The organism is Candidatus Chlorohelix sp. (genome assembly GCF_037138995.1).
Taxonomy (GTDB): domain Bacteria; phylum Chloroflexota; class Chloroflexia; order Chloroheliales; family Chloroheliaceae; genus Chlorohelix.
The window spans coordinates 33,690-59,369 of sequence record NZ_JBAXHI010000012.1 but is presented as its reverse complement, the minus strand read 5'-3'; the positions used below and the strand labels follow the sequence as shown (position 1 = coordinate 59,369).

Here is a 25,680-nt window from a genome sequence, read left to right as displayed (position 1 = left end):
CTAGGGTAACTTTTTACAATTAAAAACCTCCTCAAAGCCGCTTGAAAAAGCTTTTTTTAACTATACCTCTCTAAATGTTAGCATTACACAGATGCAGTATTTTTTGTTGCTGCGTTATATCCAGAACCTGTTAGAAACAGATTTTCCAGAGCTTTATCGAGAATTTGAACCTGAGCTTTATTTAAATCTTCCCGACCTACAAAGATTGGCAGGTATTTCCCAGTTTCGGAGCAGTATCTTAACCTTCCACTATCCAGAATAGAAAGCGGAAATTGACCACTAAGAGCAAGAGTGCGACGAAGATTCTGCCAGAAGATTTGCGATTGTTCTTCGTTCGTCTCTTTAGGGATGGTGTCATCACCTGAAGTTGTTGCGGTCAAATAAGCATATTTGCCGGTCAAATATTTGGAGAAATCGAGAGGAGTTTGGGTCGCTGCCGTTGGGTTTTTAGGTTGTTTTGAGCGTGCATTGATCTTCTTGCTGACTGGCTCAGCATTTCTCAAAATCATAAAGCGGATAAACCCTATCGGATTGTGAATATATTTCTCTTGACTGGTTTCTATTAGCGATTTGACATAACTTATATCACGATTGTTCTGGCGAATTATCGGGGTTAATTCTTGTGCCATTACAAAACTGATACCAGCAGAAACCAGAAGGGTTGATATTTGTTTGTCATTTTCAGTGTTTTCACATGGTGTATCTGTAGAAACTGCTTCTATATCGGTATCTGAAATTGTTTCAGAAATGGAATTTTTCTCACACACATGTTTTAAATCATGTTCATGTAGATTGGCGGAACTATTCTTCCGCTCTCCTCGGAAGTTTTCTTCCGCTTCTCTCCCTGCTTTCCAAAGTGGTATATACAAATTGGAAGTTCCTGCACGATGAATTATTTCTACCAGATTGGCTTCCAGAAGCTCGACTAAAAGTGTTCTCACCCGTCGTTCGGTAAGCTTCATATCGGAAGCAAGCCGTGATTGGGAAGGGAAGGCACTGTTGTTATCCACACCGGAGTAGGAGAGGATTATCATATACAGTTTCAGGGCAGCAGGGCTGATTTCGGTTTCCCTAATCAGTTCGAGTGGTATCTGTACAAACTGTCCTGCTCTTTTTGGAACAGTCAAATTCGGGCTATAATTATGTGCAAGCGTATTTTTGGGCATAAAAAATCCTCCATAACCCTTGACATGGAGAATCTCTTATGTTATTCTGTAAACGACAGAAAACAAAAGAAGTCCTCCCTGATGAGGGCTATCGTATCTAGTAAAGATCCCCAATGGTTTAGCGGGCCGCGGGGATTTTTTAATTTTATAAACCTTCTAATCGGTCATTTCCAGACAAACACCCGTTTAAACGCGGGTTCGTTTTAATCCTCGGTTAATCTTTGAAATTTCTTCTCCTCTTTGATAAGGGTTATGCTTTGTCACAAAACACTCCCTGATTAATGTTAGCCTATTAATTATTCAATCAATGAGTACCAATTGTAAGAAAAATAAAGTCGTGACAAAAGAAACTCTACTCAGTTAGAGCATAGTATCCCCTGAGCCGACCCCACCAATGAGCTTTATTGATGAGTCCTATTTTAGAATGAATCTGAATTTTGTCAAGACATGAAAATAATCGCATAAGATAATTGGATTGCTCTATTTTCTCATTGAGTAATTTTAGGAAAAGTGTTATAGCCGATATGCTTCAGAGGGTGAATTGAATTGGTATCAGCTATAAAATAAAAAGAGGTGGCATCTACGCCACCTTGTGTATATTATCGCCTTTTAGGTTCGCGTTTAGTTTGCAGCTTAGAGATGCCCAGAATCGCTGTTCAAGCCTTCCAGATACTTCTCCGCTTCTAACGCAGCCTTGCAACCGCTACCAGCCGCTGTGATAGCCTGCCTATACCTGAAATCAAAGACATCCCCTGCTACGAATACGCCCTTCTCGCTGGTAAGAGTTTCCCCACCCACTGCCTCGATATAACCAGATTCGTTCATTTTTAAAGCACCATTAAATATAGAGGTGTTAGGTTGATGCCCGATTGCTACAAATACTCCGCTGAGGGGTAACTCGGTTATTTCATTATTTTTGAGATTGTGCAACTTAACGCCGGTGACATTATTCTCGCCTAACACTTCTTCTATTGCCGTATCATAAATAATGTTAATTTTCGGGTGTTGGCTGACACGTTCCTGCATAATTTTACTGGCACGAAATTTGTCGCGCCGATGAATCAGGTTAACTTTGCTGGCGAACTTGGTCAGAAACAACGCTTCTTCCAGCGCGGTATCGCCACCCCCGATTATTGCAATTTCTTTATTGCGGAAGAAGAAACCATCACAGGTAGCGCAACTTGAAACCCCACGTCCTACCAAGCGTTGTTCGCTTTCTAGACCTAACCATTTGGCGTTCGCTCCGGTAGCTACAATAACTGCTTCGGCTTCATAAACTTCGTCTTCGATCCAAACCCGGTGTACCGCGCCGGAGAAATCTACCTTACTTGCATCGGCTTCGATAAAGCGGGTACCGAATCGCTCTGCTTGTGAACGCATATTTCCCATCAATTCAGGACCCATAATGCCTTCCGGGAATCCGGGGAAGTTTTCAATTTCGCTGGTAAGCATCAACTGTCCTCCGCTGGCATAACCTGCAATACACAAAACATCAAGATTTGCGCGGCTGGTGTAAATCGCAGCGGTTAAAGCGGCTGGTCCACTCCCAATAATAATCACTCGATTCTTTTCCGAGGACATTTCAATATACTCCTTTTGAATAACGCAGGTAACTCTAAATCATTACCTGCCCAAATATAAATGAGATTTCTTTGCTACTCGCCGTAATTTATCTCGCTATTATCGCCAACATTCAGACGGTGGAAGGTTCCTGCTACACTGGCGTTACTGCCTATTACGGATTCACTCAGGGTAGATGATTTTACCACTGCTTTTTCGTTGATTATGCAATCTCGCAAAATAGATTCGATTACCTGTACACCAGCGGCGATACTGACATAGGGCCCTATGACACTCCGCTCGATTTTAGCGTCAGGGGCAATATAAACTGGCGGAACAATTACTGAATCGGGATATTCATCCTTGTGAAGTCCATCGTTAAGCTTACTTAGTAAATAACGATTCGTAAGTAATAATGTGTCTATTTTACCACAATCTTCCCAGACTTCTAGGGTAAATGCATTAAATTTTGCTTTCTCTTCAATCATTATTGAGATAGCGTCTGCCAGAAAATATTCACCGCCCAACTGAATGTTGCGTTCCATCTGTTTCTTGATAGCGCTAAATAGCCATTCACCTTTTTTGAAGTAATAAATCCCAACCACGGCTAGATTGGAAACATAGGTTTTAGGTTTTTCTACTAATCGGGTGATAATGCTTTGCTCGTTAAGTACAGTTACACCATAACTGGCGGGATTTTCCACCTCTTTTGTATAGATAACGCCATCAGTTGAAATGTTCTTCAAGAGAGTTAGGTCGGTTTTGAAGATTGTGTCAGCGAAAATAATCAGCACCTCGTCAGTTACATACTCATTAGCCAGATTTACGGCATGCGCCTGTCCCAACATTTCTGTTTGAACTATAAAGCGGGATTTATATTGCGGATAATTTTTAGACACATACTTTTCAATCTGATCACCGAGGTAGCCGACTATGAATATAATTTCTTCAACATCAAGTACAGCTAATTCATCCAGAATATGAGCCAGCACGGGTTTGCCGGCTACGTTAACCAGAGGCTTAGGCTTACTATAGGTATGGGGTCGGAGACGTGTACCAAGCCCCGCCAGCGGTATGATGATTTTCATATTTGTAAATATCTCCGTTAGCTCATAATATATTTTGTTGGGATGTCAGACACGAACTGGCTGCTTAGTCATCTTCCCAATCCAAAGAACGCTCTACTGCTCTTTTCCAAGTACGGTAAAATTTGTTGCGCTTTTCCTCATTAATTTGGCTTTCAAACTCACGATCCACTTTCCACAATCGCGTAATTTCGCTCTGAGAATCCCAGTAGTTTACGGTCAACCCTGCTAGGAAGGCTGCCCCTAATGCAGTGGTCTCGATTATTTTGGGTCTGATAACTTTAATCCCCATCATATCAGCTTGGAATTGCATCAGAAAGTTATTGGCAACAGCCCCGCCATCCACTCGGATTTCAGGGAATTCCGCTTTACTATCAAGCTTCATTGCTTCAACCACATCGCGGGTTTGGTAAGCGATACTTTCCAGCGCTGCTCTCACTAGATGGTTTCTATTGCTGCCGCGTGTCAGCCCAAAAATCGCTCCACGTGCGCGGCTATCCCAGTATGGAGCGCCCAAACCGACAAAAGCAGGTACGATATAAACCCCGCCGTTGTCAGGTACACTCAATGCCATTTGCTCGGTTTCGGCAGCGTTACCGATTATTTTTAACTCATCTCGCAACCATTGTACCGCAGCGCCGGCAATGAAAGTGCTACCTTCAAGCGCATATTCCACTTTATTTTTATAACCCCACGCAATCGTGGTTAGCAAACCGTTTTGGGAGTCTACAGGCTCACTGCCGGTATTCATCATCAGAAATGCGCCGGTGCCGTAGGTGATTTTTAATTCCCCTTTTTGAAATCCTGCCTGCCCGAAAAGAGCCGCTTGCTGGTCGCCTGCAACACCCGCGATAGGGATAGCAGGGCTATCGGGCGCGAGCAATCCCGGTTGTACTTCACCGAAGGGAAAAGAGCTATAGCGTACATCTGGCAACATACTGATAGGGATACCCAAATAGTTGAGAATATCTTCATCCCACTTTAGCTCGTGGATATTATAAAAGAGGGTGCGGCTGGCATTACTCATATCGGTCAAGTGTAATTTACCGCCAGTGAGGTTCCAGATAAGCCAGCTATCTATCGTACCAAGAAGAATTTCGCCTTTTTTGGCGCGTTCTTTCAGTCCATCAACATTTTCAAGTAACCAAGCAACTTTAGTAGCGCTGAAATAGGGGTCTAATACCAATCCGGTTTTATGATGTAATTCGGCTTCCAGCCCTTCAGCCTTCAACCGCTCGCACATTGCTAGGGTACGTCTGTCCTGCCATACAATAGCGTTATCAATTGGATGTCCAGTTTCGCGTTCCCAAAGTACAACGGTCTCACGCTGATTAGTAATGCCGATTCCGGCAAGCTCATTGTAACCAATTTGCGCTTGACTCATCGCTTGATGAATTGAAGAAACTGCCCCGTTCCAAATTTCCACCGGATCATGTTCTACTAAGCCGGGACGCGGGTAAATTTGCCTTATTGGGTTATAGCCTCGCCCTATAATATTTGTAGCATGGTCAAATATTATAGTGGTTGTACCGGTTGTGCCTTGATCTATGGCTAGAACGTAGCCATCCGCCATTGGTGACCCCCTTCTGAGCGTCCTGATAAACGTTCTTATTTTTCTTGAAAAGCATTTACATTATAGCAGAGAAGCTTTGTTAGCCAATACTATTTATATAATCGAGTCAGGGCTGTTGCAAGAAAGAAATTGTCCTCTATAAAACGATTCTCAAAGGGGTTTGGGCAAGGGTGCGAGGTGATTTTGTAGGGGTGCCTCGCGATGCGCCCTCGTTGGGTGGCGTTTTTTGTGGGTGATGTGGCAATAAAAGAAGGGCGGTTCGCCTGTGCCCCGTAGTGGGTACGAACCGCCCCTACGGGTTAATTCTCTTGGTGGTTTGGCTGGAGTGTTGAAAATATAAATACTGACTATGCAACCGCCCTGATAATCGAGTTTACAGAGGTTTTACAATCCGGTCATTTACCTTTCACAAAAAGGTTCTATGCTAAAATAGGGGAAGTTATTTCTCTATAGGAGGGGTTTTATGAGGTTGCGTTCAAGCTTGATTATATCATTTTCAGCGGTTGCGCTGCTTGCTGTTGCAATAATGGGCGCATTGCTATTGCCGTTGGTTCAGGGCTACCAAGAAGACCGCACTCGCGCTGACCGCGAAAATGATATTCGGGAGGCAGCTAATCAGATTGAAAATTTCCGCCTACGCGCTAATCAAGATGCTGCTACTAACGCCTTTGCCCCTTATATTTGCAATACCGCTAAAACCAAGCCTTGCCGCCAAATAACGCCCCCTACCCGTGAAGAAATGGATGCTGCTTTTCAGCAAATGCTGGGCGGTAAAAACATTCGTGTTTTGATGGTAGAAACACTGACCAGTCAGGTTTTGTACGATACTGAAGGGAACCCAAGCCATAACATTATCGGGCAACAGCTTCCCTTGATTCGACCTCGCCAAGTTTTACCAACACCTAGTTCAGGAAATGTCATTGCTCCCACTCCTGTTCCTGATATTCTCGTTGGCAAGCAGCCTTATCTGCGGGATGATTACATATCCCGTCAGAACGAGCATTTTGATTTGGTATATACTCGTTTTGAGGGCGCTCAAGTTAATCTATTCGGGCTACTTAATATCCGTGGTGATGCACGTTCTGTTTTGATAGTTGCTTTGTTGCCTGTTCTACCTGTCCCGAATGTGCTGCAAGATTTAGGTCCTATTCTGGCTATGTCCGGTCTGGTGGCGCTGCTAGTTTCGCTTATCGTGGGTTTGTTTATTGCCCGAACTATTAGTCGCCCTTTAGCAAAAGCAACTGTAGCAACTCAGGCTGTTGCGCGTGGTGATTACAGCTATTTCGTGCCGCCTGCTGGCAGCTATGAAATTAGAAAAATGGCTGAGAGTTTTAACCAGATGTCAAAGGAAATCGAGCAATATCAACGTATGCAACGAGAACTCATCGGTAACGTTTCCCATGAATTGAAAACTCCTCTTACCGCAATTCGTGGTTTTTCTCAAGCCATGCTGGATGGAGCCTTGCGCCGCCCCGAAGATTTTGCTCGTTCCGCCGAAATCATCAACAACGAAACCGAGCGTATGATTAGGCTGGTGCATAGTTTGTTGGATCTCTCGCGCCTTGAAAGCGGACAGGTTAAAATGGCGCAGGAAAAATTGCAGTTAAACGAAATAATAGAACAGTCCTTAAGTACATTTGAGCAGCGTGCCTTGTTGCAAGAAGTAAAGCTGGCAAGGCATCTATACCCGGTATCGCCTCTGTTGGGTGATTACGATCGCTTGCGACAGGTATTCAATAATTTGATTGATAATGCGCTACGTTACACTCCTCCCGGTGGAAGTATTACGGTCAGTTGCCGGACTGCTGGGCAAAATCTGGTAGCTACAGTTAGCGATACCGGACAAGGTATTTCTCCAAAAGATTTACCCCATATTTTCGAGCGTTTTTATCAAGCAGAGAAAAGCCGTAGCAAAGAACATGGCGGGTTAGGGCTAGGGCTGGCTATTTGCAAAGAAATCATCCACGCTCATCATGGGCGCATTGAAGTCAGCAGCGCTTCCGGGAGCGGTACAACTTTCACTATTGTCTTTCCAATTGCATCCGGTTTCAATGACCCTACCACCAAACCAATCCAATTTATCGCTCGTTAAATCACCAATGCTTGTTCAATATCAGACAGGGAAAATGCGTTTGAAAATAGCTGCCCCCTCTAATGGCCTTACAGTGAACCTGAAGTTATTTTAAATTGATACACTTGCTGCATCTCGATACGAGAAGTTTGAGCTAAAAGCATTTCCCCTGAATATCAGAAAAATCCATTTCATTCCAACCTCGCTTAAGGTATAATATCCGATTGGATAAGTAGAAATTCATCGGGGTTAATTCCCTAATATAGATTCTTGAGGTTGTACCAGAAGTGGAACATATAAATGCGGGCGAATATGATGTGATTGTGGTGGGCGCAGGACACTCAGGTTGTGAGGCAGCGTTGGCGGCGGCTCGAATGGGTTGTCGGACTATGTTGGTAACGCTAAATCTCGACAGTGTAGCGCTTATGCCATGTAACCCCTCAATCGGCGGTCCGGCGAAAGGACATGTTGTACGTGAGATTGACGCGATGGGCGGTCAAATGGCGCGTAACACTGATCGCACCTTGATTCAGATTCGCTTGCTTAACACTTCAAAAGGTCCAGCGGTACAGGCTTTGCGGGCGCAGGCTGATAAAAAGCTCTATCAGCTTGCTATGAAAGAATCAATCGAAAATACCCCTAATCTCACTTTGCGCCAAGCTCAGGTCGAAGAATTGCTCATTCAACGCGATGAACAAACCGGGCATCTGCAAGTTTGTGGCGTAGTATTCGCCAATGGGCTAACCTATCATTCTCGGACGGTTGTGTTAACCACTGGCACTTTTCTCAAAGGGCGTATTATTATGGGTGCTTATATCGCCAGTGCGGGACGTGCAGGGGAACCGCCTAGCATCCAGATTTCCAATAATCTAGCTGATTTGGGTTTTCCGCTACATCGCTTGAAAACCGGGACTCCGCCACGTATTGATGCTCGCACCATTGATTTTTCAAAAACAATGGTTCAACGTGGCAGCGCGGTTCCACTCTATTTCAGCTTTACCTACTCTGAAAATGACCGGGTAGAGTTTATGCCACCGCCCACCATTCCCAAAGCTTTCCCAAATTCCACCTTGGACGGTTGGCGACCTCAGTTGCCTTGCTATCTAGTGCATACCACTTCGCGCACTCACGAAATCATTCGCAATAATTTCCATCGCGCCCCTATGTTTACCGGAGTAATCGAGGGAGTTGGTCCTCGCTACTGTCCTAGTATCGAGGATAAAGTTAACCGCTTCTCCGATAAGGAATCACACCAACTGTTCCTTGAACCGGAGGGTTGGGTAACTAACGAGGTCTATGTGCAGGGCGCAAATACCAGTTTGCCAGCCGATGTACAGATTGACTTGATTCACTCAATCCCCGGTTTGGAAAAAGCCGAAATTATGCGCTTCGGTTACGCGGTTGAGTATGATGCCGTTCCAAGCACTGAGATTCGCGCCAGCATGGAAACCAAACGCATTTCTAACCTGTTTCTAGCGGGTCAAATCAACGGCACTAGCGGTTATGAAGAAGCGGGTGGTCAAGGAATGGTGGCGGGAATTAACGCGGCGTTACGGGTACAAGGTCGCCCACCTTTTATTCTAAAGCGAGAGCAGGCTTATATCGGCGTAATGATTGACGACCTTACTACCAAAGAAATCAAAGAGCCTTACCGCTTGATGACTAGTCGCGCCGAATATCGCTTGTTATTGCGAACTGATAACGCCGACTTGCGCCTGACTCCACTTGCCTATGAGATGGGGTTAGTTTCAAAAGAACGCTATATAGCAGTTGAAAATAAGCGAGATAGCATCGCTTATTACCTCAAGAAGCTAGAAAAAACTAGTCTTACACCTAGCGCCGAGCGTAATGCAATGCTTACCGCTGCCGGGCTTCCTGCTCTTTCAGGCGAGACACGGGGTTTTGAATATCTGCACCGTCCTGACGTTGGCACTCGTGCCTTTGCGGTGCTTTTCCCTGATGAGCAACCTACCTCGGATGTAGCCGAACAGGTTGAAATTGAAGCCAAGTACACCACCTATATTAACAAGCAAGAACAAGCAGTGGGGCGTATGCGTCGCCTTGAAGATAGCCCTTTACCTGACGACCTCGATTATAATGTTGTGGTCGGGTTACGCAACGAAGCAAGAGCGCGTCTTGTCCAATTTAAGCCTGCTACTCTAGGGCAAGCTTCGCGGCTGAATGGAGTGAATCCCGCAGATATAGCGGTTTTGTTGGTTCACCTTGAAAAAAACCATCGGCAAAATATAGCTAAAGCAGGTTAATTCTTACAAAAAATAACCGTTGCTCGCAAAAACTAGTATCTGTTATTAACTGCGAGTACGGGTTATAATCTTTTGAAGAGAATTTAGCTACATCTGTTTTTTACTTTTGGAAATAAGGATTTTTGATTCAAAAGTGACATTATGTTCCAATTTACTTCTTATTTAATACCATTTATTTTCTCAGCAATACCCATATTTATTGTTGCGCTTTTGATTTGGCGGTTAAGACGCAATATTACCGTTAAGTTGATGCTGGCTTTTATCGCCTGCCTTGAGGTTTGGATTGTAGGTTTTATATTTGAAATAGCTGCTACCACTTTAGATACCAAAATTGCCCTTGCTAACCTGCAATTTATCGGTATAGATTTACTACCAATAATTTGGGTAGGTCTGATTCTGAGTTATCTGGGCTATTTCGAGAAAGTGCGTCGCTTTGTTATACCGCTGGTATTGTATCCGGTAATCAGCCAGTTTGTTATCTGGACTGACCCTCTACACCATTTGTTTCGCAAGCAACCTTTACTGGATATTACCACTACCTCAATCCCAATTTTACAAAACAATTACGGCTTCTGGTATTACTTTGTTCAAATGCCCATACTTTATATCTTTAGCTTTGGTATTATTGGTTTATTGATTAACACTCTATTATCAGCTTCCGGGCCCTATCGTAGTCAGATAATATTCTTATTGATCGGCGCATTTATCCCACTGGTAATAAATGTTTTCTATGTGTTCGGTTTTTCCCCTATTCCAAATCTTAATCTATCTGCCGTTGGTTTGAGTTTTACCACCCTACTGATTGTAGTAAGCTATTATCGTTACCAGTTTCTCGACCTCTTGCCGGTAGCGCGTAGCATGCTGGTAGATGTGCTACAGGATTCTTGGCTTGTGCTTGACCGCTTAGGACGCATAGTTGACCTTAATCAAACTGCACAACAAATTGTGGGTCAGTCCAAACAAAAATTACTTGGTCAAAGCGTTGATATTGCTCTTTCAAACAACCCTGAACTTCTCAATTATTTAATGTCTAAGGCAGATATAAAAGGTGAACTACAGCTTAGTAAGAATGATTTACTCAGTTACTACGATGTTAATGTGACGATGATTCGCGATAAAGGCGCTGCAACAAATGGCAGCTTAATTGTTATGCGTGATATATCCCAGCGGGTACAAATTGAGCATGAGCGTGAGCATCTCATTGCCGAATTACGCGAGGCATTGGAGCAGATAAAGTTGCTTTCAGGTTTGTTGCCCATTTGTGCTAGTTGCAAGAATATCAGGGATGACCGAGGTTATTGGCATCAGGTTGAGACTTACCTTGAAGATAATTCGGATATGCGGTTCAGTCATGGTATCTGTCCCAACTGTATGAAGAAATTGTACCCTGACATTGTTGATTTGGTTTACAAGGATATGAAGGAAGAGAAAAACCTGAAAGAGCCCGGTTAATAATCAAAGCTTTCTTCACGCTTGCGCTCATGACGCGCCTGCCGCGATTCTTGCACCACTCGCTTGACCCTGCCCCAACCATCGGTATAGAGCTTGAAATTCTCATTAAGGGTGCGGTGCATAAGCGCTAATTCGTTTTCTCCCGCTTGCATCCGCAGTAGCTCATAAATTTCATGGCATTTGACGAGGTGCGCGAAAGCCTCCTCGTAAGCGTGGACGCGGCGTAGTTTGGGAATGCCACCGTTCCCGGCATTATCCATCAGCAGACGGAATTGTTGTGAGGCATAATTAAATTGTTTGACTAATTCGCGCATAATATTATATAACCAACGTTATAGAGGCATATCACTAACATCTATTATAGGAATAAGCTCGCTACAGTAAATTTGTTTCTAATTGGCGTAATCACACAAAGTATGGTTAGCCGGATGTAGTATATAGCTTAGTCCGGTTGTAGTCAAGGGGTAAAATAAAAAATGCTAGTTTTTGGTTGGGTACTGTTTAGAACACCTTATTTTTCGTGCTGGCAAGACCCTTTTCCAAAAAAAAGAGCGTGAGGATTACTCCCCACGCTTGAGAAATTATTAACCCATGTTCTCTAACCGTTGACTACAATTGCGCCTCCCAGCGACTCGCCTTTCCAATCGGGGCGGTAATAAGAATACGCCTGTGAAGTAACCGCTTGCGCTTTGATTGGATAGAGCGCCACCGCCTTGAACTCGAAGGTTAGAGTCTCGTTTGGAGACATATCCTCGATGTACAGAATCACCTTACGCCCTGCCACATCGTAGCGTTTGATTTTGGGCTGTTGTTTCGATAGCGCTACCAACGTATCGGTAACAGGCGCAAAGCCTGTGGGTAAAGCCACATCCAGCACTACCATTCCCGCCTTGATAGGTTCGGGTGGCGTGAATTGCACTGTCGCCTTTACATTAAGCTGATTGCTCAATTCTATCTGTGATGCGCCATAATCCACGCTTAACTGGAAAGTGGATTGCTCCTTGCGTTCAGCCTCCGGTACGTTGAAGCGTCGTACCGTTTGCAAAATTGCTTGCCCCCGTCCTGCTATCTCTACAGTCATTGTATCGCCCAACTGCGCCTCAATAGTTTGCAATACATCGGCGTTGTCTGTATTGACCCGAACCTCTTTTTGCCAATTCCCGTTGCGGAACGTAAGGGTAGCGTCAACATCCGTTTTGCTGCCTGCCACATATTGTGATAATGCTTGCAAGCCTACCACCGTATCTTGAGTCGAATCCCAACCGCCGTAAGAATTGCGCTTTGAGACTAGCCAACGCGCTGCTTGTGCTGCCGTTACCCGGTTGCCATGCGCTACAAGCGCCAGCAGTGCGTAACCGGTAGTTTCGATGGTGGCGCTGCGGTTTGGTGGGTTATAGCGATTAACGTTCGGTTGCGGGTTTACAGGAATCTGCGCTGATTCACCCCAATACAAACCGTTTTCGTCCTGTTTCGCCAACTTGACCAGCATCTCGAAGGCTTTGACTGCTTGCCCACTTTTTGCTAGTTCCAGCGCATAAGAAGTCAAAGCCAGCGTATAGGGGTCGCTCATACCCTCTAGATTCTTCTCCAGATAGGCAATAGCTTTGCCCGCTCCGGTTTTATCGCCCGACTCCTGCAACGCCACCGCTAGGTAAGCCGTTAATGCTTGATTGCCTTTTAATCCGCCTAGCAAATCCTGATGGTGCAAGAAACCCACCGGTTCGAAAGAACCATCTGCTTTTTGCTGCTTGAGTAGCCAGCTACGAGTTACATTCAAAACGTTATCATCTATGTAGATAAAATTTTTAGCGATAGACAGCGTTTTCAGTACAAAAGCTGAAAGCCACAAGCTGCCGATTTTATCGCTATTGCCGAAAGCGGAAAAACTGCCATCGGTGCGTTGGTAGGTTAGTTCGCGTTGGTAGCCTGTTATCATGAGGCTTTCCGCTTTCGCCTGCAATTCGGGCTTTATCTGCTCGGTTTCTTTCAGGTAACGCGCTACAAAAACGTTTGGCGCGAATAGAATCATGTTTTGCTCACCGCAGCCGTAGGGCATACGCAACAGATTTTCCAAGCCCTCGATTGTTTGTGTCAGGTAGTTGCCCGTTACTGCCAGATAAGCCCGCGCTGAACCTGCTACAATCCCTGCCGGGACGCTCATATCCAGTTGTAGGTTCTTGCCCGTGGTCACCACATAGTTTTCTATCAATTCCCGCGCTACGCCTTCCGGCTCAATCAGCAATTCTTTGATTACTGCGTCCGCTCGGTTGCGCGAACGTGCCGTGATTTTTAACTGCTTCGTGCCTAGCTCTTTTGCCTTTATGGTGAAAGATACCCCACCTGTGCCGTTTGCGCCCACTTTAACTGTTTTGGAATTCTGATCTAGTAACTCGAACCAGCTTTCAGGATTTAGCTCAACCGTGAATTGTTCCTCTTGCGCTGTGTAATTGTAGAGCGCCACTTTAACCGGGAATTGCTCGCCCCGGATAGCGGAATACACCAAGTCAACCGTTACAAAGAAAGGTTGTAGCACTTTTAATTGTGCTTCAGCCATGCCCATGCCCAGTTTGGGAGAGAGCGCCACCGCGTGCAGCATCCATGTGGTGATACTATCCGGCGCTTGTAATTTCTTGCTGGCGGTACCGTCCGCCCCTGTTTTGAAATCTTCCCAAAGCCACGTTTCGGGGAAGAACTGCCGAACCCTTTGCACTTCTGCCAACGTGCCAACCTGATCGGCTGCTTTGCTGGCATCGGCTGCTGAATTTTGAGCGGCGGCGGTGGTAGCAGCAGTAGCGGCGGCGGCAGGAGGTATGCCTCTTGCTACTCCTCCACCCGCTTCCGCAAAGACCTGTTGCTGATAGCTCTTGCCTTGCGGTACGTTTTTGTTGGTCAGTACCACTACCCCTGCGTTGGCGAACATTTCTTTGCTGCTCAATGTGTCCATCTTTCCGCTACCACCGGGCATTACGTTTCCAGCTACAGGTTGCGCGTCGTGCAACTCAATCTGCGGTTTTTGATACAATTTTTCCAATTCATCAAAGACCTGTTGCAGATTTAGCCGATTTTCCGCCAAAATAAAGACCGAGCGGTCAACTATTGCCACGCCCACCTTTGCCGCTCCCTCCGTTTTCAGGCTTAAATTAACCTCTTGCCCCGGCTCTACTTCTTCTTTATCAAATTTGGCTTCGACCTTGTGGGTATAGCTCGCTTCAACCGAGAAGGGCAGATAATCGGCAGCTATTTCGGCGTTGGGCATAATTTGATAAACCAGCAAACGCGCTTGCGGTGTCATCTGGGGCGTAACTGTGAACGCTAGGTCGGGTGATGCGGAATAGTCGGAAAAGATTAGCGTGCCGTGTGCCATTATCTCGTAGTAGAAGCCGCTTGCTTGTTTGGTAGCGTTTACCTTGAAACTGGCAGTATCGCCCACTTTTAGCCCACCCTTGCTGACTTGTTGCAAGCTGATAAAATTACCTGAAGGCGAGTAGCCGGCTTGCATGGTGAGGGAGGTATAGGCTTTACCCGAATTGGTATTGCTGGAAGCTGAAATCGTGAGTGAAATCGCATCACCGGGCGGATTAACCTTCACTGAGCCTGTTCCCTGCTTGACTTCCGCTTGCCGGGTTTCGCGACTGGAGCTGTAATCAGCTTTGGTATATATCACTTCAACCGTCACCTGTGCGTCTGCCGGGCTTTTATCTGGTGTTTGCGCCACCAACAATAGCGACAAGGGCAACGCAGGTTTGAAAATTACGCTTTCTGGTATCGCCTTTAAGGTTATCGGCGCAGAAGCCATGGTTAGCAACTCGGTGGTTTTTTCCTCATAGCCCGTGTCTTTCTCTCGCACTGTCACTTCAAGGCGCACATTTCCTTGCCCACCTGCTCCCGGCACTCCCACCACGTAATTTACAGCGGGTAGTTCAAAATCCACTTGTCCGTTGATGGTTCTGGTAACGGTGGAAAATTCCTGCCAAGTTCCGGTATATTTGAAGGCGTGTATTTCCGCCTCGCCTTGCACCGCTTTACCGTAGCTGTATTCCGCTTTGATTGTGCCTTTGATAGACTCGTTTACTAGCGCCCAACCTTTGGTAAATTGGGTAGTGATTTCATATTTGGGCAGCACGTATTTTTCGATTCGGATGTCCAGTTGCGTGCGTTTTTTGCCTATGACTCCTGAAATTTTCCATGTGCCGAGATTCGGCTCACTGGAGAGCGGCAAATCGGCGGTTGCCATGCCATACTCATCGGTCTGTAGGTTTTTCTTGAAGATTTTTATACCCTTCGCGTCCTGTACCTCGATTGTGATTTGTTCGCTTATCGGTATCAGGCGTGGGTCAAGCGTTATGGCGCGGATATGCACCGTTTGTCCCGGTTTGTAGATGGGCTTGTCGGTTTCCAGAAAAACCAGCGTGCCGCTTTCCACTTTTACCTGAGTTTGCGCTTGAAAATTGGACGTAGCAAGTTGGAGGGTATAAGTACCCTCGCTTAACGTAGGTAGATTTAAAGCCAAATCACCCCGCCCCTGTATAACACCTGTTACATTGGATTTGCTCTGCCCATTTAGTAGCAAATCCACTTTTACGGTATCAGTTCCCAACGCTGCCCCGCTGAACAGCGAAACGGAAACTTTTTCGACCTGTCCTGCCCGCATCGTGCTGGGAGCTAAAGCCATGTAACTATCAATGGGATTGCCCACCGGTAAAACTGTAGGCTTGGAGGTTGAAATAATCGGGGTTATCCCGGCTGTAGGGCTGCTGGTATTGTCGCTGCATGCTGCCAATGCCCCTAAAGCTGCCGACCCTGTTACGATACCGGCTATTCTTATAAAGTGTCTGCGGCTGAAATCTTTGTTGTTTATCATTGTACCCGCTCCTGTTTTTTGATTGACAAACATTGATAGGCGGAAGAGATTAATAATTGCTTTTGTTGTTCCTATTTTTAGAAACGCAAACTTATAGCAAAAAATTACAGCAATTTCCAACGAGTTTTTCGATAATCAGGGATTATGCTTTTAGTTCAAACTTCTTGCAAAGAGATACAGCAAGTGTAGGCTCAGAGTAAAGTCATTAGAGAGTGCATCTATTTCCAGACGCATTTTCCCTGAACCTTTTCGCTATGCCCCTTGTTGACATATTAAATAATGTGTATAATGGCACAGGCAAAATATTCAAACAATGTTCGGACAAAAACTGAGCAGATTTTTTGCTAAATCATAGTAGTAATTTGTTAAGTCAGAAAACAAGAACAGACTTTAACAGAGAGAAAGAGATAAGAACACGGACGGCGTGATGCAGAGGAGTGGCTCACATATTGCCTTCTGAACCATATGAGGTGGATATAGAGGCATTAGTCCGCCCAGATATAGTGGAGATGGAGAGCCATCTGCCGGGGGATTCGTTAGAGGTAGCCAGTAAACGCCTAGGTTTTGAACCTGAAGAAATCATTAAGCTGGATGCTAACGAAAATCCATTTGGTTGTTCGGTACGGGTACAGGAATTATTAGCCAGTTTCGACGCTTATCATCGTTACCCGGACACATTGATGACCGGGTTGCGCAGCAGGTTGGAAGCTTATACTGGTATTCGTCGGGAGCGAATACTGCTGACAAATGGCGTGAGCGAACTGGTAGACCTCGTGATGCGGGTTTTGCTAAAACCGGGCGATGAGGTCATAATTTGTCCTCCAACTGTGCAATTTTACCGCTTCTATGCTAATTTAGCGGGAGCACAGGTAGTGGAGGTGCCGCGCAGTTCTAGCACTTTTGAAGTGCAAATTGAACAAATATTGGCGGCAGTAAGCGAGCGCACCAAGTTAGTAGTGATAGGCTCGCCGAACAATCCCACCGGCAACTTAATATCTCCAATTGAGGTGGTAAAGCTCCTTAAAGCCGGAGTGGTCGTACTCGTAGATGAAAGTTTCTACGAATTTGCAGGAAATAGTGTTGCCAACCTAGTTACGGAATTTGAGAACCTAGTAGTAGCTCGAAGCTTTAGTCATTGGGCTGGGTTGGCGGGAATGCGTGTTGCTTATGGTCTCTTTTCACAAGAGATTCTCAAGCACGTTTGGAAGTTGCGTGCGGTTTACAAACTTGACGCTGCACAGCAGTTAGCCGTAGAGGCTGTTCTGGATGATCCACGCTACTATGAAACCGTAATTGGCTGGATAAAGAATGAGCGCGGTCGCTTGTTCCGCCAATTGCGGAAATTGAATTTTCTGCAACCGTACCCCTCAAATGCAAATTTCGTTCTCTGTAAGGTAGTCCGGGGTGATGCTTTTAGGATAAAAAAGCGTTTGGAGAGGCAAGGCATCTTTGTTAGATACCTGCACCTCCCCGGTTTACCTGACTATCTCCGTATCTCCGTTGGGCGTGCCGAAGACACCGACGCGCTTATGCGATGTCTGTTCGCAATGGCGGAGGAACTTTGAACGTTGTACCTGAAAGTCAAAAAAGTTGGGTTTGCTCCGAGTTTACACCTCGGAGATAGCTTGCTTCTGGATTTCAAAAAGTTCACGAATACCCTTTTCAGCAAGGTTCAGCATGGCATCAATGTCGTTCCTACTGAATGGACTTCCTTCTGCTGTCCCCTGTACTTCTACGAATTCGCCGCTGTCCAGCATCACAACATTGAAATCTACCGCCGCCGCGCTGTCTTCACTGTAATTAAGATCAAGGACATGTTGTCCCTGAACAATGCCTACGCTCACTGCGGCGATTGCGTTAGTAAGCGGAAAAGTATCTATAAAACCCTTATTTTGCAACCATTTGCAGGCAAGCGCGAGCGCTACGTAACCTCCCGTTATCGAGGCGGTGCGCGTGCCTCCGTCGGCTTGCAAAACGTCACAATCAATAATAATTTGCCTCTCTCCGAGGCTGACAAAATTAACAATACCTCTCAGGCTACGCCCGATGAGGCGCTGGATTTCTTGCGTTCTACCGCTGACCTTTCCAACTGCTGCTTCACGGGGGGTTCGGGAGTGAGTCGCCCGCGGCAGCATGGAATATTCAGCAGTAACCCAACCAATCCCTTTGCCCGCACGGTACGGCGGAACCTTCTCGTCTATACTGGCAGTGCAAAGCACCCGAGTTTTTCCAAACTCAACCAATGCAGAACCTTCCGCCCACTCAACAACATTGGGGGTAATACGTACCCCGCGCATTTGGTCGAGCAATCGCTCATCGCCTCGCCCGACCTTTTTTATTCTGGAATTAGACAACTTAAGTACCCCCTATCATTTGTCCGAAAGAATGTTACAAAAAACATGGTTTCTACATGTACAATATCAAGTATAGACACGACAATGAAGCGGGTCAACTCTATCGAGAGTTTGCTAGAGGCTTGAAAGGATTAGATTTAACATGGCAATATATCCAAATATATATAACCGCAAGGAAGAAGAAACAGATCAGGTAGCTTTATTCATAGATTGGGATAATCTTGTAATTAGTAATTATGCCGACCGTGGCAGCAATCGCCCTAATCTCGATGTGCTGATTGCCAAGGCTCAATCTTATGGTACGTTGGTACTTGCCCGCGCTTACGCCGAATGGTCAAATACCGTTGACCGTCTTGAAGTTTACAAGGCTGGCGTTGAAACCGTTTACGCTCCCGTCTTTCACGCTGATCGTGATTTGAGCGGGCAAACCGGGAAGGGCAAGAGCCTTGCAGACCCGGTGATGGTGACCGATTGTGTGGACTTTTTACATTTAATGCCTAGTGTTCGCACTTATGTCCTTGTAACCGGCGATAAGGACATGATGCCAGTGGTGCGCCTCGCTAAAATGCGTGGGCGGCGCGTAGTGGTTGTCGGACCGGATTATGTGGCAAATGTTTTGCAGCAAATCTGCGATGAGTTTGTACCTTATCGTGTGTTGCTGGCGCAAGCTTCCTTGCCTTCCGACCCGTATGCTGCCTATTATCAGGGAGTTTATTCTCAGCAGTCATCTGGACAGCAATATTACCAGCAACAACCTACGTCCCCCCAAAACCAGCAGCAGCAAACTACTGTTGCAGGGCGTAGTGGGCGACGCTTGGCAGGAAATCGGCGTGGTACTCCCCCGCCGACAAGTGTGGGTCAACCCTATATGCAGGTTCCTATTCCTCAGCAACAGCAGCCTTCCTACCCTTCTCAGGTAACTTATCCCATACAATATCAGCCTACAACTCCGGTTAACTATCCGTCTGTGACAAATTCTTACCAACCCGTTCCGCAACCACAGGCACAACAACCTGTGCAAGTTCCGGTTCAAGCAGTTCCGGTAGTAACAACTCCTCCCCCAGCTCCTGTCAAGCCTGTTGCCTCGACTACTACACAGTCAACCGCGCATGCTTCCAATTTTGAGGATATTAAGGAAGTAATCCGCAATATTTTGTCCCAACGTTCCACTAGTGGTAGAGCGCAAATGCGCGCCCGTGACCTTAAAGAAGATTTGCTGCGCCGCATCCCCAGTTTTAATGAACGCCGTTATGGATTCAGCAAATTCAAAGCCCTACTTTCAGCTTTAGAAGTTGCTAATATCCTGCAAATGGATCAAATCGGACATATTTTGTGGGTTTCTATGCCGGGTTCACCTCGAATGGATGTCTCTGAGAGTGGGTATGATGAGGCGGATGGGGTTAACGATGGCGAGTCTTCAATAGATATGGATTCCGAAGAAAATTATGAGGCTGCCGGCGAAGAAACTAGAACTGAAACAGTTGTTAAAGCGACTGAGAACGTGTCGGATGATGGGGCGACTGAAGCTCAACAGGACGCAGCAATTGAAGCGCATGCCCCTGTAGCTGAATCAGAAAAAGTGGAAGCGGTGGCTCTTACTCCTAGTAGTCGTGAACGTTCAGTTTCATCTTTCCATAAAGAAACGAACACTTCGCCTTTCGGGCCTAAGCCTACGTTACTTGACCAACCTCACTTTCAGGAAGTTATTGTTTTGATAGAAGGGTTGCGTCATCGCAATCGGTGGCTTGGATACGAATTATTGCTTTCCAACGTTCGCGATTATCTAAACAAGCATGGTATGAACGAGAATGAAGCTAAAAGCCACGCCGGCACCATACTCTCTCGTCTTTTAAGTGAGGGTGTCTTGAAAATGGCGGTGGAAGTGCATTCTCGTGGCGCTCGCAAGATGCGAGTACAGGTAGCGCATTTGCAGGAAGAACACAAAGCAGTTAAATATGCTATGTTAGCAACGGCAGCAGCGGAAGCTCAATCACATATGGAGCAGATGCCAGACGAATTAAATGCCGCACCTATGGTTGAGTTTCAGCCTGAAATGACTGCTATTCAGGAAATCGCGCAAGATGAAATTGTCGAGCAAGTAGCCGAAGTTGAGTCGACTCCAGAAATCGAAGCTTCATCGCCAAGCGAACCTGATACTTTTGGATATTTCGGGCTTTTGAGTTATTCAGCCGAACCGCTACCGGAACTTCCCTCTGCTGAAGAGGCTTTATCAGAAGTGGAACAACCGGAGCAATTGGTAGAGATAGATGATCAAATCGAAGAAGGGGTAGATGATATAGAAGTAGCCAACGAGGAAGGTATTGGTGACGATGAGGCTATTTCTGCGGATATGGCAGATAGCCCAGAAGCAACTCCACGCCCTCGTCGTCGCCCTCCGCTCCGAGTTAAACTCGATATGGAAGGAAAGCCTTTTCCGCGCCGTCGTCGCCCAATAAAGATACCGCATGGAAACGGTTCTGAGAATGACGAAGGTGGAAATTCAGAAAACTAAAAAACCCTTAACAAACCCCCTCTTTTTGAATATAAGAGGGGGTTTTTGTTAACAAAACTTAATCAGAGTCGCTCAAATTGATATTGACATTGCTTTCCCCTATGCGTTATACTTCATGTAATCTTAATTGATTCCTCACTCTTTTGTAACGAATCCTTAAAGATTTCTTAATTAATCTTTTACACCATGCTATGTTTTGAACTCCAGTTGCTTAGCCTAGTGTAAAGACTCAAAAGATTAATAAAAGGAAGAATTAACAAACCGTTAAGAGAAATCCTAAGCTGTTTAACAGCAGCGATGGCACAGAGACGGCAGGTAATAAAACGATACCTGATAAAGTGCGCCAACAAGTCAAAATATGGTACTTGTTCTGGTGGGTAAATGCTGTCGAAGTATAATGAGAATTACAGCGTTGAGTTTACTCCTGATTCTTGCGATGTATCCGAACGTTAACACAACTAAGAATCAGGCAATTATTTTAGGGAACCAAGCTAAGCCTTGTTCCAGCCATTACCTTTCGATGATGCAGGTAAGCTAAAGCTAAATAGAGTGAGATGTACTTAGCTCAAGGACTCAGAAAGAAGAAACCCTTATGGGACGCGAAATCAGAAAAGATGCGTCCAGAGCAGGTATCGGTGGTTCGCAAAATGATATTGTCCATCTGACTGCCGCCGCCGCTGCTAAAGCTGCTGCTACTGCATTATTGACTCACCAAGTTATACAGCGGGTGCGAATGATTATACCCGGTGGTGGTGTTGCACACTTCAAAGTCCAAAAATGCGTTATTGAATCTGGAAGCGCCCTCTGCTCAATTATTGGTACCCCTGAAGCGATTCCCGAAACTGAAACCCCAGAAGTCTGGGTTAAAGTAATGTGGGAACATAACCTTAGCCCGGTTGTAGATTCATTACCTGAACCTGTTGCGTTTTTAGACCCTAGAGTCGAATTACACTGGCTTACCCTTTCTTCTGTAAATAAGGCTGTGCCGTTATTGCTTCACTTTATCGCTGCTACGCATGAAGAAGAAGCCGCGCTAAGCCAAATACCGCGTGAACTGGTAGCGAGCGCTATCACCGAAGCTATTAATTCAATATCTTCCGATAGGCTTGAACGTGGTGTGCGCGTTATGATTGGGTTGGCTCACGAGAGTGCCTTTGAATTACCCAACCTGCAAACGAAATTAGAACAGTCATACCAGAATAACAATGGGGTGAATTTGTCCGATCTGGATAATACTGCTACTCTAACTCACCTTGCTTTATCACTCGATTCGGTCGGTAACGGTATCTTGCCTATGCTTGATAATTCAACTGAGGTGTTCCTAGATTTGTCTCTTCATAATTTGTCGCTACAAGATGCCCTGAACCATGCCACTTCGTTTGAGCTACTTGATGCCATAACGATTTGCGGTAATTTTAATTCGATTCAGCAAATTGCACTTGGTGAACAGGCAGCGCAGAATAATATTGCATTTGATACTAGCTTGGTAATTCAACTGGCAACCCGTTTTAATTTACCGATGGAAACGGTTCAGAGCTTGCGAGAATCTTTCAGCTTACCAAATCTGATGAAACTTATAAGCCGTGACGGTCTGGGTTGGATATTCGACAAAATCTGCGAAGGAGCTTGCTTTGAACTACGCAAGAACGTTTCGCAGAAAATCCGCCTTACTGTGATTATATTCGGAAGTAGTGGCGCTATACTTGGTCGCACGACCTTTGAACCGGGAATTTTGGATTTGTAATAATTTTTTCATTAGAAAGGGGACGGTTCTAAAAACCGCCCCCCTTTTTTAATTCTATTCCATTACTGGATTATGCTCGGCTTGGTACTACTTGTAAACCTTCTGTGGTTTGTAGCAACCCTGCAAGGCTTTTCCGCACGAATTGCACCGAAACAGGTGTGTTCTTAAGCTCAGGAGAACCGCTACGTTCATCGGTAGCGCGGTTTGTGACCACGAAACCGGGCGCTTCACGGAACATCCATGGCATAAATACATAACCTTTCGGTTGTTTGCCGGTGATTTTGGCTTTGATTTCAATTGAACCAAAGGCTGACGTAATTTTTACAATATCACCACTTTCGATATTGAGTTTCTTTGCGTCAACTTCATTAATCTCCAACTCCGGTTCTGGATCGAGTGCTTCAGGCACGTAATTACGGCGCAACAGCACTCCACTGCGATCATTGGCGTATGAAGCACGCCCTACCGATAGGATTAGCGGATAGTCGCGGCTTGCAATTGTCTTGCTGGCATTGTAGCGGGCTGACACAAACTTTGCTTTACCCGATGCCGTTGTAAATTTGTCTTTGAACAGAATTGGAGTACCATCTTCGGCTGTTCCCTCGACGCTAACCGGAGTCTGTGGTCCAAAGCGGATTAAAGTGTAGGGATATTTGCGACTATAATCTGCTCCGGGGAATAGCAAGCCCGATTTGAAGGTAGAAATAGTGCGGTTGCGTTCCACCTTCTGGAGTGTTACACCCCTGTACAACCTATTCGCTCGTGTAATTTCTTCGAGGATGTCGGCTGGCGATTTGTAGTTGTTGACGAAACCGGGACGATTCAATAGTTCGGTTAGGATTTTCCAGTCTGGCTTCGCAATTCCCGGCGCTGCCAACGCTTTGCGAACCCGACTGATTCGGCGTTCGGTACTTGTATAAGTACCATCTTTCTCGGCGTGACCTGCGGCAGGGAGAATGAAATCAGCAAACCGGGCTGTTTCATTCATGAAAAGGTCTTGCACAATTAGCAACTCTACCTTTTCCAATGCTTTTTGTATCAATTGCAGATTTGGCGCAGTTACCATCGGATTTTCACCAACGATATACAACGCTTTGACCTGTCCGGCTTCGGCGGCTTTGAAAATATCCATAAATTTCAAGCCTGCTTTAGCTGGTATAGCTGCATTGGCTTGTCCGAACCACATAGTTTCTAACGCCGCCCGGGCTTCATTTTTGGTAACGGGAACGTAACCGGGCAGGTAATCCGGTAAGCATCCCATATCCGCTGCGCCTTGGTCATTTGCTTGGTCAAGGATACCGTTCAAACCGCCACCCTGTCGTCCAAGATTTCCGGTTAATAGGGTTAGGTTTGCCAATGTATGGACATTCTCAACGCCATTAGTCCATTGTGTAATACCGGTGCCGTAGATTATGGCAGATGCCGGATATTGCCCATCCTTGCCCTTATTGCCTTTACCTGCGCCGCCAGTAGCGTACAAACGCGCTGCCTCTAGCAATTTGGCAGCCGGAACACCTGTTATTGCGCTTACTTTCTCCGGCGTGTACTCAGACAACGAGGATTTCCAACCTTCAAAATCGGTGGTACGTGCTGAGATAAAACCAGCGTTTAACAGGTTTTCTTTGAAGATGATGTAGGCTAGACCGTTAAACAGCGCGGCATCGGTTCCCGGCTTGATTTGCAACCATAGGTGGGCGCGTTCAGTCCAACGGGAAGGGCGGGGGTCAACCACTATAACTTTCAAAGCTTTGCGACGTTGTACCGCTTCTTGCCATTGGTAGCTAATAACCGGAGCGGTATTTTCTAGGTCTGAACCGGCAATAAGCATGCAACCGGAATAGTCTTTCACGTCATGTACGGTGTTGGTCATTCCGAACATACCGAACTGACTTAGCAGCGCGTTTATTGATGCACCGTGATTGAAACGAATTGAGTTATCAATATTGTTCGAGTTCATCACGCCACGAGTGAATTTTTGGAGAAGATAATTCTCTTCGTTGGTGAGTTTTCCGCTGGCAATAGCAGCGAATTGGTCACCTTTATATTTGTTGAGGCGATTTAGAATTTCGTTATAAGCCTGCTCCCAGCTAATTTCGACAAACTCTTCGCCTTTACGCATTAACGGTGAAGTCAAGCGGTCTTTGCTATTGATATATTGGTGTCCGTAACGACCTTTCGCGCATGAGCGCCCGTCTCCTACGCCTGCCGCTTCGTTGAAAGCAATTTTTTCTATCAGTCCGGTATTTACTTCGGCTTCTAGATTAACTTGGCAACCTGTGCTGCAATAGTTACAGGTGGTGGGAGTACGTTTGAGGTTCCAGTTCAGGAAGGTATTTTCAAACTGTACATGCATCAGACAGCCCACTGGGCAAACTTCTACGCACATACCGCAACTGGTGCAGGGGGTTGAGGTGGTGAGATCTCCGCCCCAAGCTGAGTCGATGTAAGATTCAATACCGCGATTGACGAAACATAAGGCTTTCGCGCCGACTAATTCTTCGCAGACGCGCACACATTGCCCACAGTTTACGCAGCGATCCCGCTTGATAACAATGGCAGGGCTGAGATAATCTAGCTCGTACCAGTCTTTAGGGCGTGCCATGCGGTTTTCGCTCATTCCGTAATGCCAAGTTGCATTTTGCAAATCGCATGCGCCGCTGGAAGGGCAGATGGGGCAATCGAGCGGGTGGTCTATCAATAAAGATTCGAGAATAAACTGCTTAACTTCGCGTACTTGGTCATTGCTGTTTTCGGTAAAGATTACCATGCCGTCTTTGCACTCTAAGGCGCATGAGATTTCAAAATCAAAACCCCACTTGCTAACTGTACCTACCGTACACATGCGGCAAGAGCCGAAGGGGCGTATATCGGGGTGAGCGCACATGTTGGATACGTAAATACCCGCTCTCTTAGCCGCTTCAATGGCGAACGTACCTTTCGGCACGCTTACCTCGACATTATCTATAGTTACTTTGACCAGTTGCACACCCTGGGTCGCATCAGCCATAAATATCAAACTCCTCTAAGGGTTTTCAGTA

Annotated in this window: 14 protein-coding genes; 6 read left to right on the top strand and 8 right to left on the bottom strand. The window is 45.9% G+C overall.

Going from position 1 to position 25,680, the window contains the following annotated elements; translation table 11 throughout:
- Positions 1 to 83 precede the first annotated feature (83 nt).
- The 4 genes from WCK19_RS07840 to glpK all read right to left on the bottom strand — a co-directional run bounded on the left by WCK19_RS07840 (position 84) and on the right by glpK (position 5,384).
- Entirely contained in the window at positions 84 to 1,166 is a 1,083-nt protein-coding gene (locus tag WCK19_RS07840) for a helix-turn-helix domain-containing protein (RefSeq protein WP_342396820.1), read from the bottom strand.
- Between the two features lie 633 nt (positions 1,167 to 1,799).
- Positions 1,800 to 2,747, bottom strand: coding sequence for a thioredoxin-disulfide reductase (gene trxB, locus WCK19_RS07835; protein ID WP_342396819.1), 948 nt, complete (start codon positions 2,745 to 2,747; stop codon positions 1,800 to 1,802).
- Between the two features lie 74 nt (positions 2,748 to 2,821).
- The gene (locus tag WCK19_RS07830) at positions 2,822 to 3,814 is read right to left on the bottom strand and encodes a sugar phosphate nucleotidyltransferase (protein ID WP_342396818.1); all 993 of its coding nucleotides are present in this window, start codon (positions 3,812 to 3,814) and stop codon (positions 2,822 to 2,824) included.
- A gap of 64 nt (positions 3,815 to 3,878) precedes the next feature.
- Positions 3,879 to 5,384 (bottom strand): glycerol kinase GlpK, encoded by a 1,506-nt coding sequence (gene glpK, locus WCK19_RS07825; RefSeq protein WP_342396817.1) that lies wholly within the window; start codon positions 5,382 to 5,384, stop codon positions 3,879 to 3,881.
- A gap of 463 nt (positions 5,385 to 5,847) precedes the next feature.
- On the opposite strand from glpK, the gene WCK19_RS07820 reads away from it, so the two are divergent.
- The 3 genes from WCK19_RS07820 (at position 5,848) to WCK19_RS07810 (ending at position 11,171) form a co-directional block, all read left to right on the top strand.
- On the top strand, positions 5,848 to 7,476 hold the full coding sequence (locus WCK19_RS07820) for an ATP-binding protein (protein ID WP_342396816.1): 1,629 nt from the start codon (positions 5,848 to 5,850) through the stop codon (positions 7,474 to 7,476).
- 266 nt (positions 7,477 to 7,742) lie between these two features.
- A complete protein-coding gene (gene mnmG / locus WCK19_RS07815; protein WP_342396815.1) occupies positions 7,743 to 9,719 on the top strand; it encodes a tRNA uridine-5-carboxymethylaminomethyl(34) synthesis enzyme MnmG in 1,977 nt (658 codons plus the stop codon).
- A gap of 141 nt (positions 9,720 to 9,860) precedes the next feature.
- On the top strand, positions 9,861 to 11,171 hold the full coding sequence (locus tag WCK19_RS07810) for a histidine kinase N-terminal 7TM domain-containing protein (RefSeq protein ID WP_342396814.1): 1,311 nt from the start codon (positions 9,861 to 9,863) through the stop codon (positions 11,169 to 11,171).
- On the opposite strand, the gene WCK19_RS07805 is transcribed toward WCK19_RS07810, so the two are convergent.
- Positions 11,168 to 11,485, bottom strand: coding sequence for a hypothetical protein (locus WCK19_RS07805; protein WP_342396813.1), 318 nt, complete (start codon positions 11,483 to 11,485; stop codon positions 11,168 to 11,170). The two genes, WCK19_RS07810 and WCK19_RS07805, sit on opposite strands and share 4 nt — an antisense overlap.
- A 284-nt stretch (positions 11,486 to 11,769) precedes the next feature.
- The gene (locus WCK19_RS07800) at positions 11,770 to 16,032 is read right to left on the bottom strand and encodes an alpha-2-macroglobulin family protein (RefSeq protein WP_342396812.1); all 4,263 of its coding nucleotides are present in this window, start codon (positions 16,030 to 16,032) and stop codon (positions 11,770 to 11,772) included.
- A 449-nt stretch (positions 16,033 to 16,481) separates the two neighbouring features.
- Between WCK19_RS07800 and hisC the strand changes: the two genes are divergently transcribed.
- Positions 16,482 to 17,597, top strand: a complete 1,116-nt coding sequence (hisC, locus tag WCK19_RS07795) for a histidinol-phosphate transaminase (RefSeq protein ID WP_342396811.1) — start codon at positions 16,482 to 16,484, stop codon at positions 17,595 to 17,597.
- Positions 17,598 to 17,639: 42 nt separating this feature from the next.
- Here the strand turns inward: hisC and rph are convergent, their stop codons facing one another.
- Positions 17,640 to 18,386 carry a ribonuclease PH gene (rph, locus tag WCK19_RS07790; protein ID WP_342396810.1) on the bottom strand — a complete coding sequence of 249 codons (747 nt, stop codon included), beginning with the start codon at positions 18,384 to 18,386 and terminating at the stop codon, positions 17,640 to 17,642.
- A 142-nt stretch (positions 18,387 to 18,528) separates the two neighbouring features.
- On the opposite strand from rph, the gene WCK19_RS07785 reads away from it, so the two are divergent.
- The gene (locus WCK19_RS07785) at positions 18,529 to 20,898 is read left to right on the top strand and encodes an NYN domain-containing protein (protein ID WP_342396809.1); all 2,370 of its coding nucleotides are present in this window, start codon (positions 18,529 to 18,531) and stop codon (positions 20,896 to 20,898) included.
- Positions 20,899 to 21,490: 592 nt separating this feature from the next.
- Complete coding sequence (locus WCK19_RS07780) at positions 21,491 to 22,642, top strand: hypothetical protein (protein ID WP_342396808.1); 1,152 nt, start codon at positions 21,491 to 21,493, stop codon at positions 22,640 to 22,642.
- 70 nt (positions 22,643 to 22,712) lie between these two features.
- Here the strand turns inward: WCK19_RS07780 and WCK19_RS07775 are convergent, their stop codons facing one another.
- Positions 22,713 to 25,649, bottom strand: a complete 2,937-nt coding sequence (locus tag WCK19_RS07775) for a molybdopterin-dependent oxidoreductase (protein ID WP_342396807.1) — start codon at positions 25,647 to 25,649, stop codon at positions 22,713 to 22,715.
- Positions 25,650 to 25,680: the final 31 nt, after the last annotated feature.

Bases quoted from the DNA above. Each gene is read 5' to 3' on its own strand.
- WCK19_RS07840 (WP_342396820.1), bottom strand. From the start codon at position 1,166: ATGCCCAAAAATACGCTTGCACATAATTATAGCCCGAATTTGACTGTT.
- WCK19_RS07810 (WP_342396814.1), top strand. From the start codon at position 9,861: ATGTTCCAATTTACTTCTTATTTAATACCATTTATTTTCTCAGCAATA.
- WCK19_RS07830 (WP_342396818.1), bottom strand. From the start codon at position 3,814: ATGAAAATCATCATACCGCTGGCGGGGCTTGGTACACGTCTCCGACCC.
- WCK19_RS07800 (WP_342396812.1), bottom strand. From the start codon at position 16,032: ATGATAAACAACAAAGATTTCAGCCGCAGACACTTTATAAGAATAGCC.
- WCK19_RS07775 (WP_342396807.1), bottom strand. From the start codon at position 25,649: ATGGCTGATGCGACCCAGGGTGTGCAACTGGTCAAAGTAACTATAGAT.
- WCK19_RS07820 (WP_342396816.1), top strand. From the start codon at position 5,848: ATGAGGTTGCGTTCAAGCTTGATTATATCATTTTCAGCGGTTGCGCTG.
- WCK19_RS07780 (WP_342396808.1), top strand. From the start codon at position 21,491: ATGGGACGCGAAATCAGAAAAGATGCGTCCAGAGCAGGTATCGGTGGT.
- trxB (WP_342396819.1), bottom strand. From the start codon at position 2,747: ATGTCCTCGGAAAAGAATCGAGTGATTATTATTGGGAGTGGACCAGCC.
- WCK19_RS07785 (WP_342396809.1), top strand. From the start codon at position 18,529: ATGGCAATATATCCAAATATATATAACCGCAAGGAAGAAGAAACAGAT.
- glpK (WP_342396817.1), bottom strand. From the start codon at position 5,384: ATGGCGGATGGCTACGTTCTAGCCATAGATCAAGGCACAACCGGTACA.
- WCK19_RS07805 (WP_342396813.1), bottom strand. From the start codon at position 11,485: ATGCGCGAATTAGTCAAACAATTTAATTATGCCTCACAACAATTCCGT.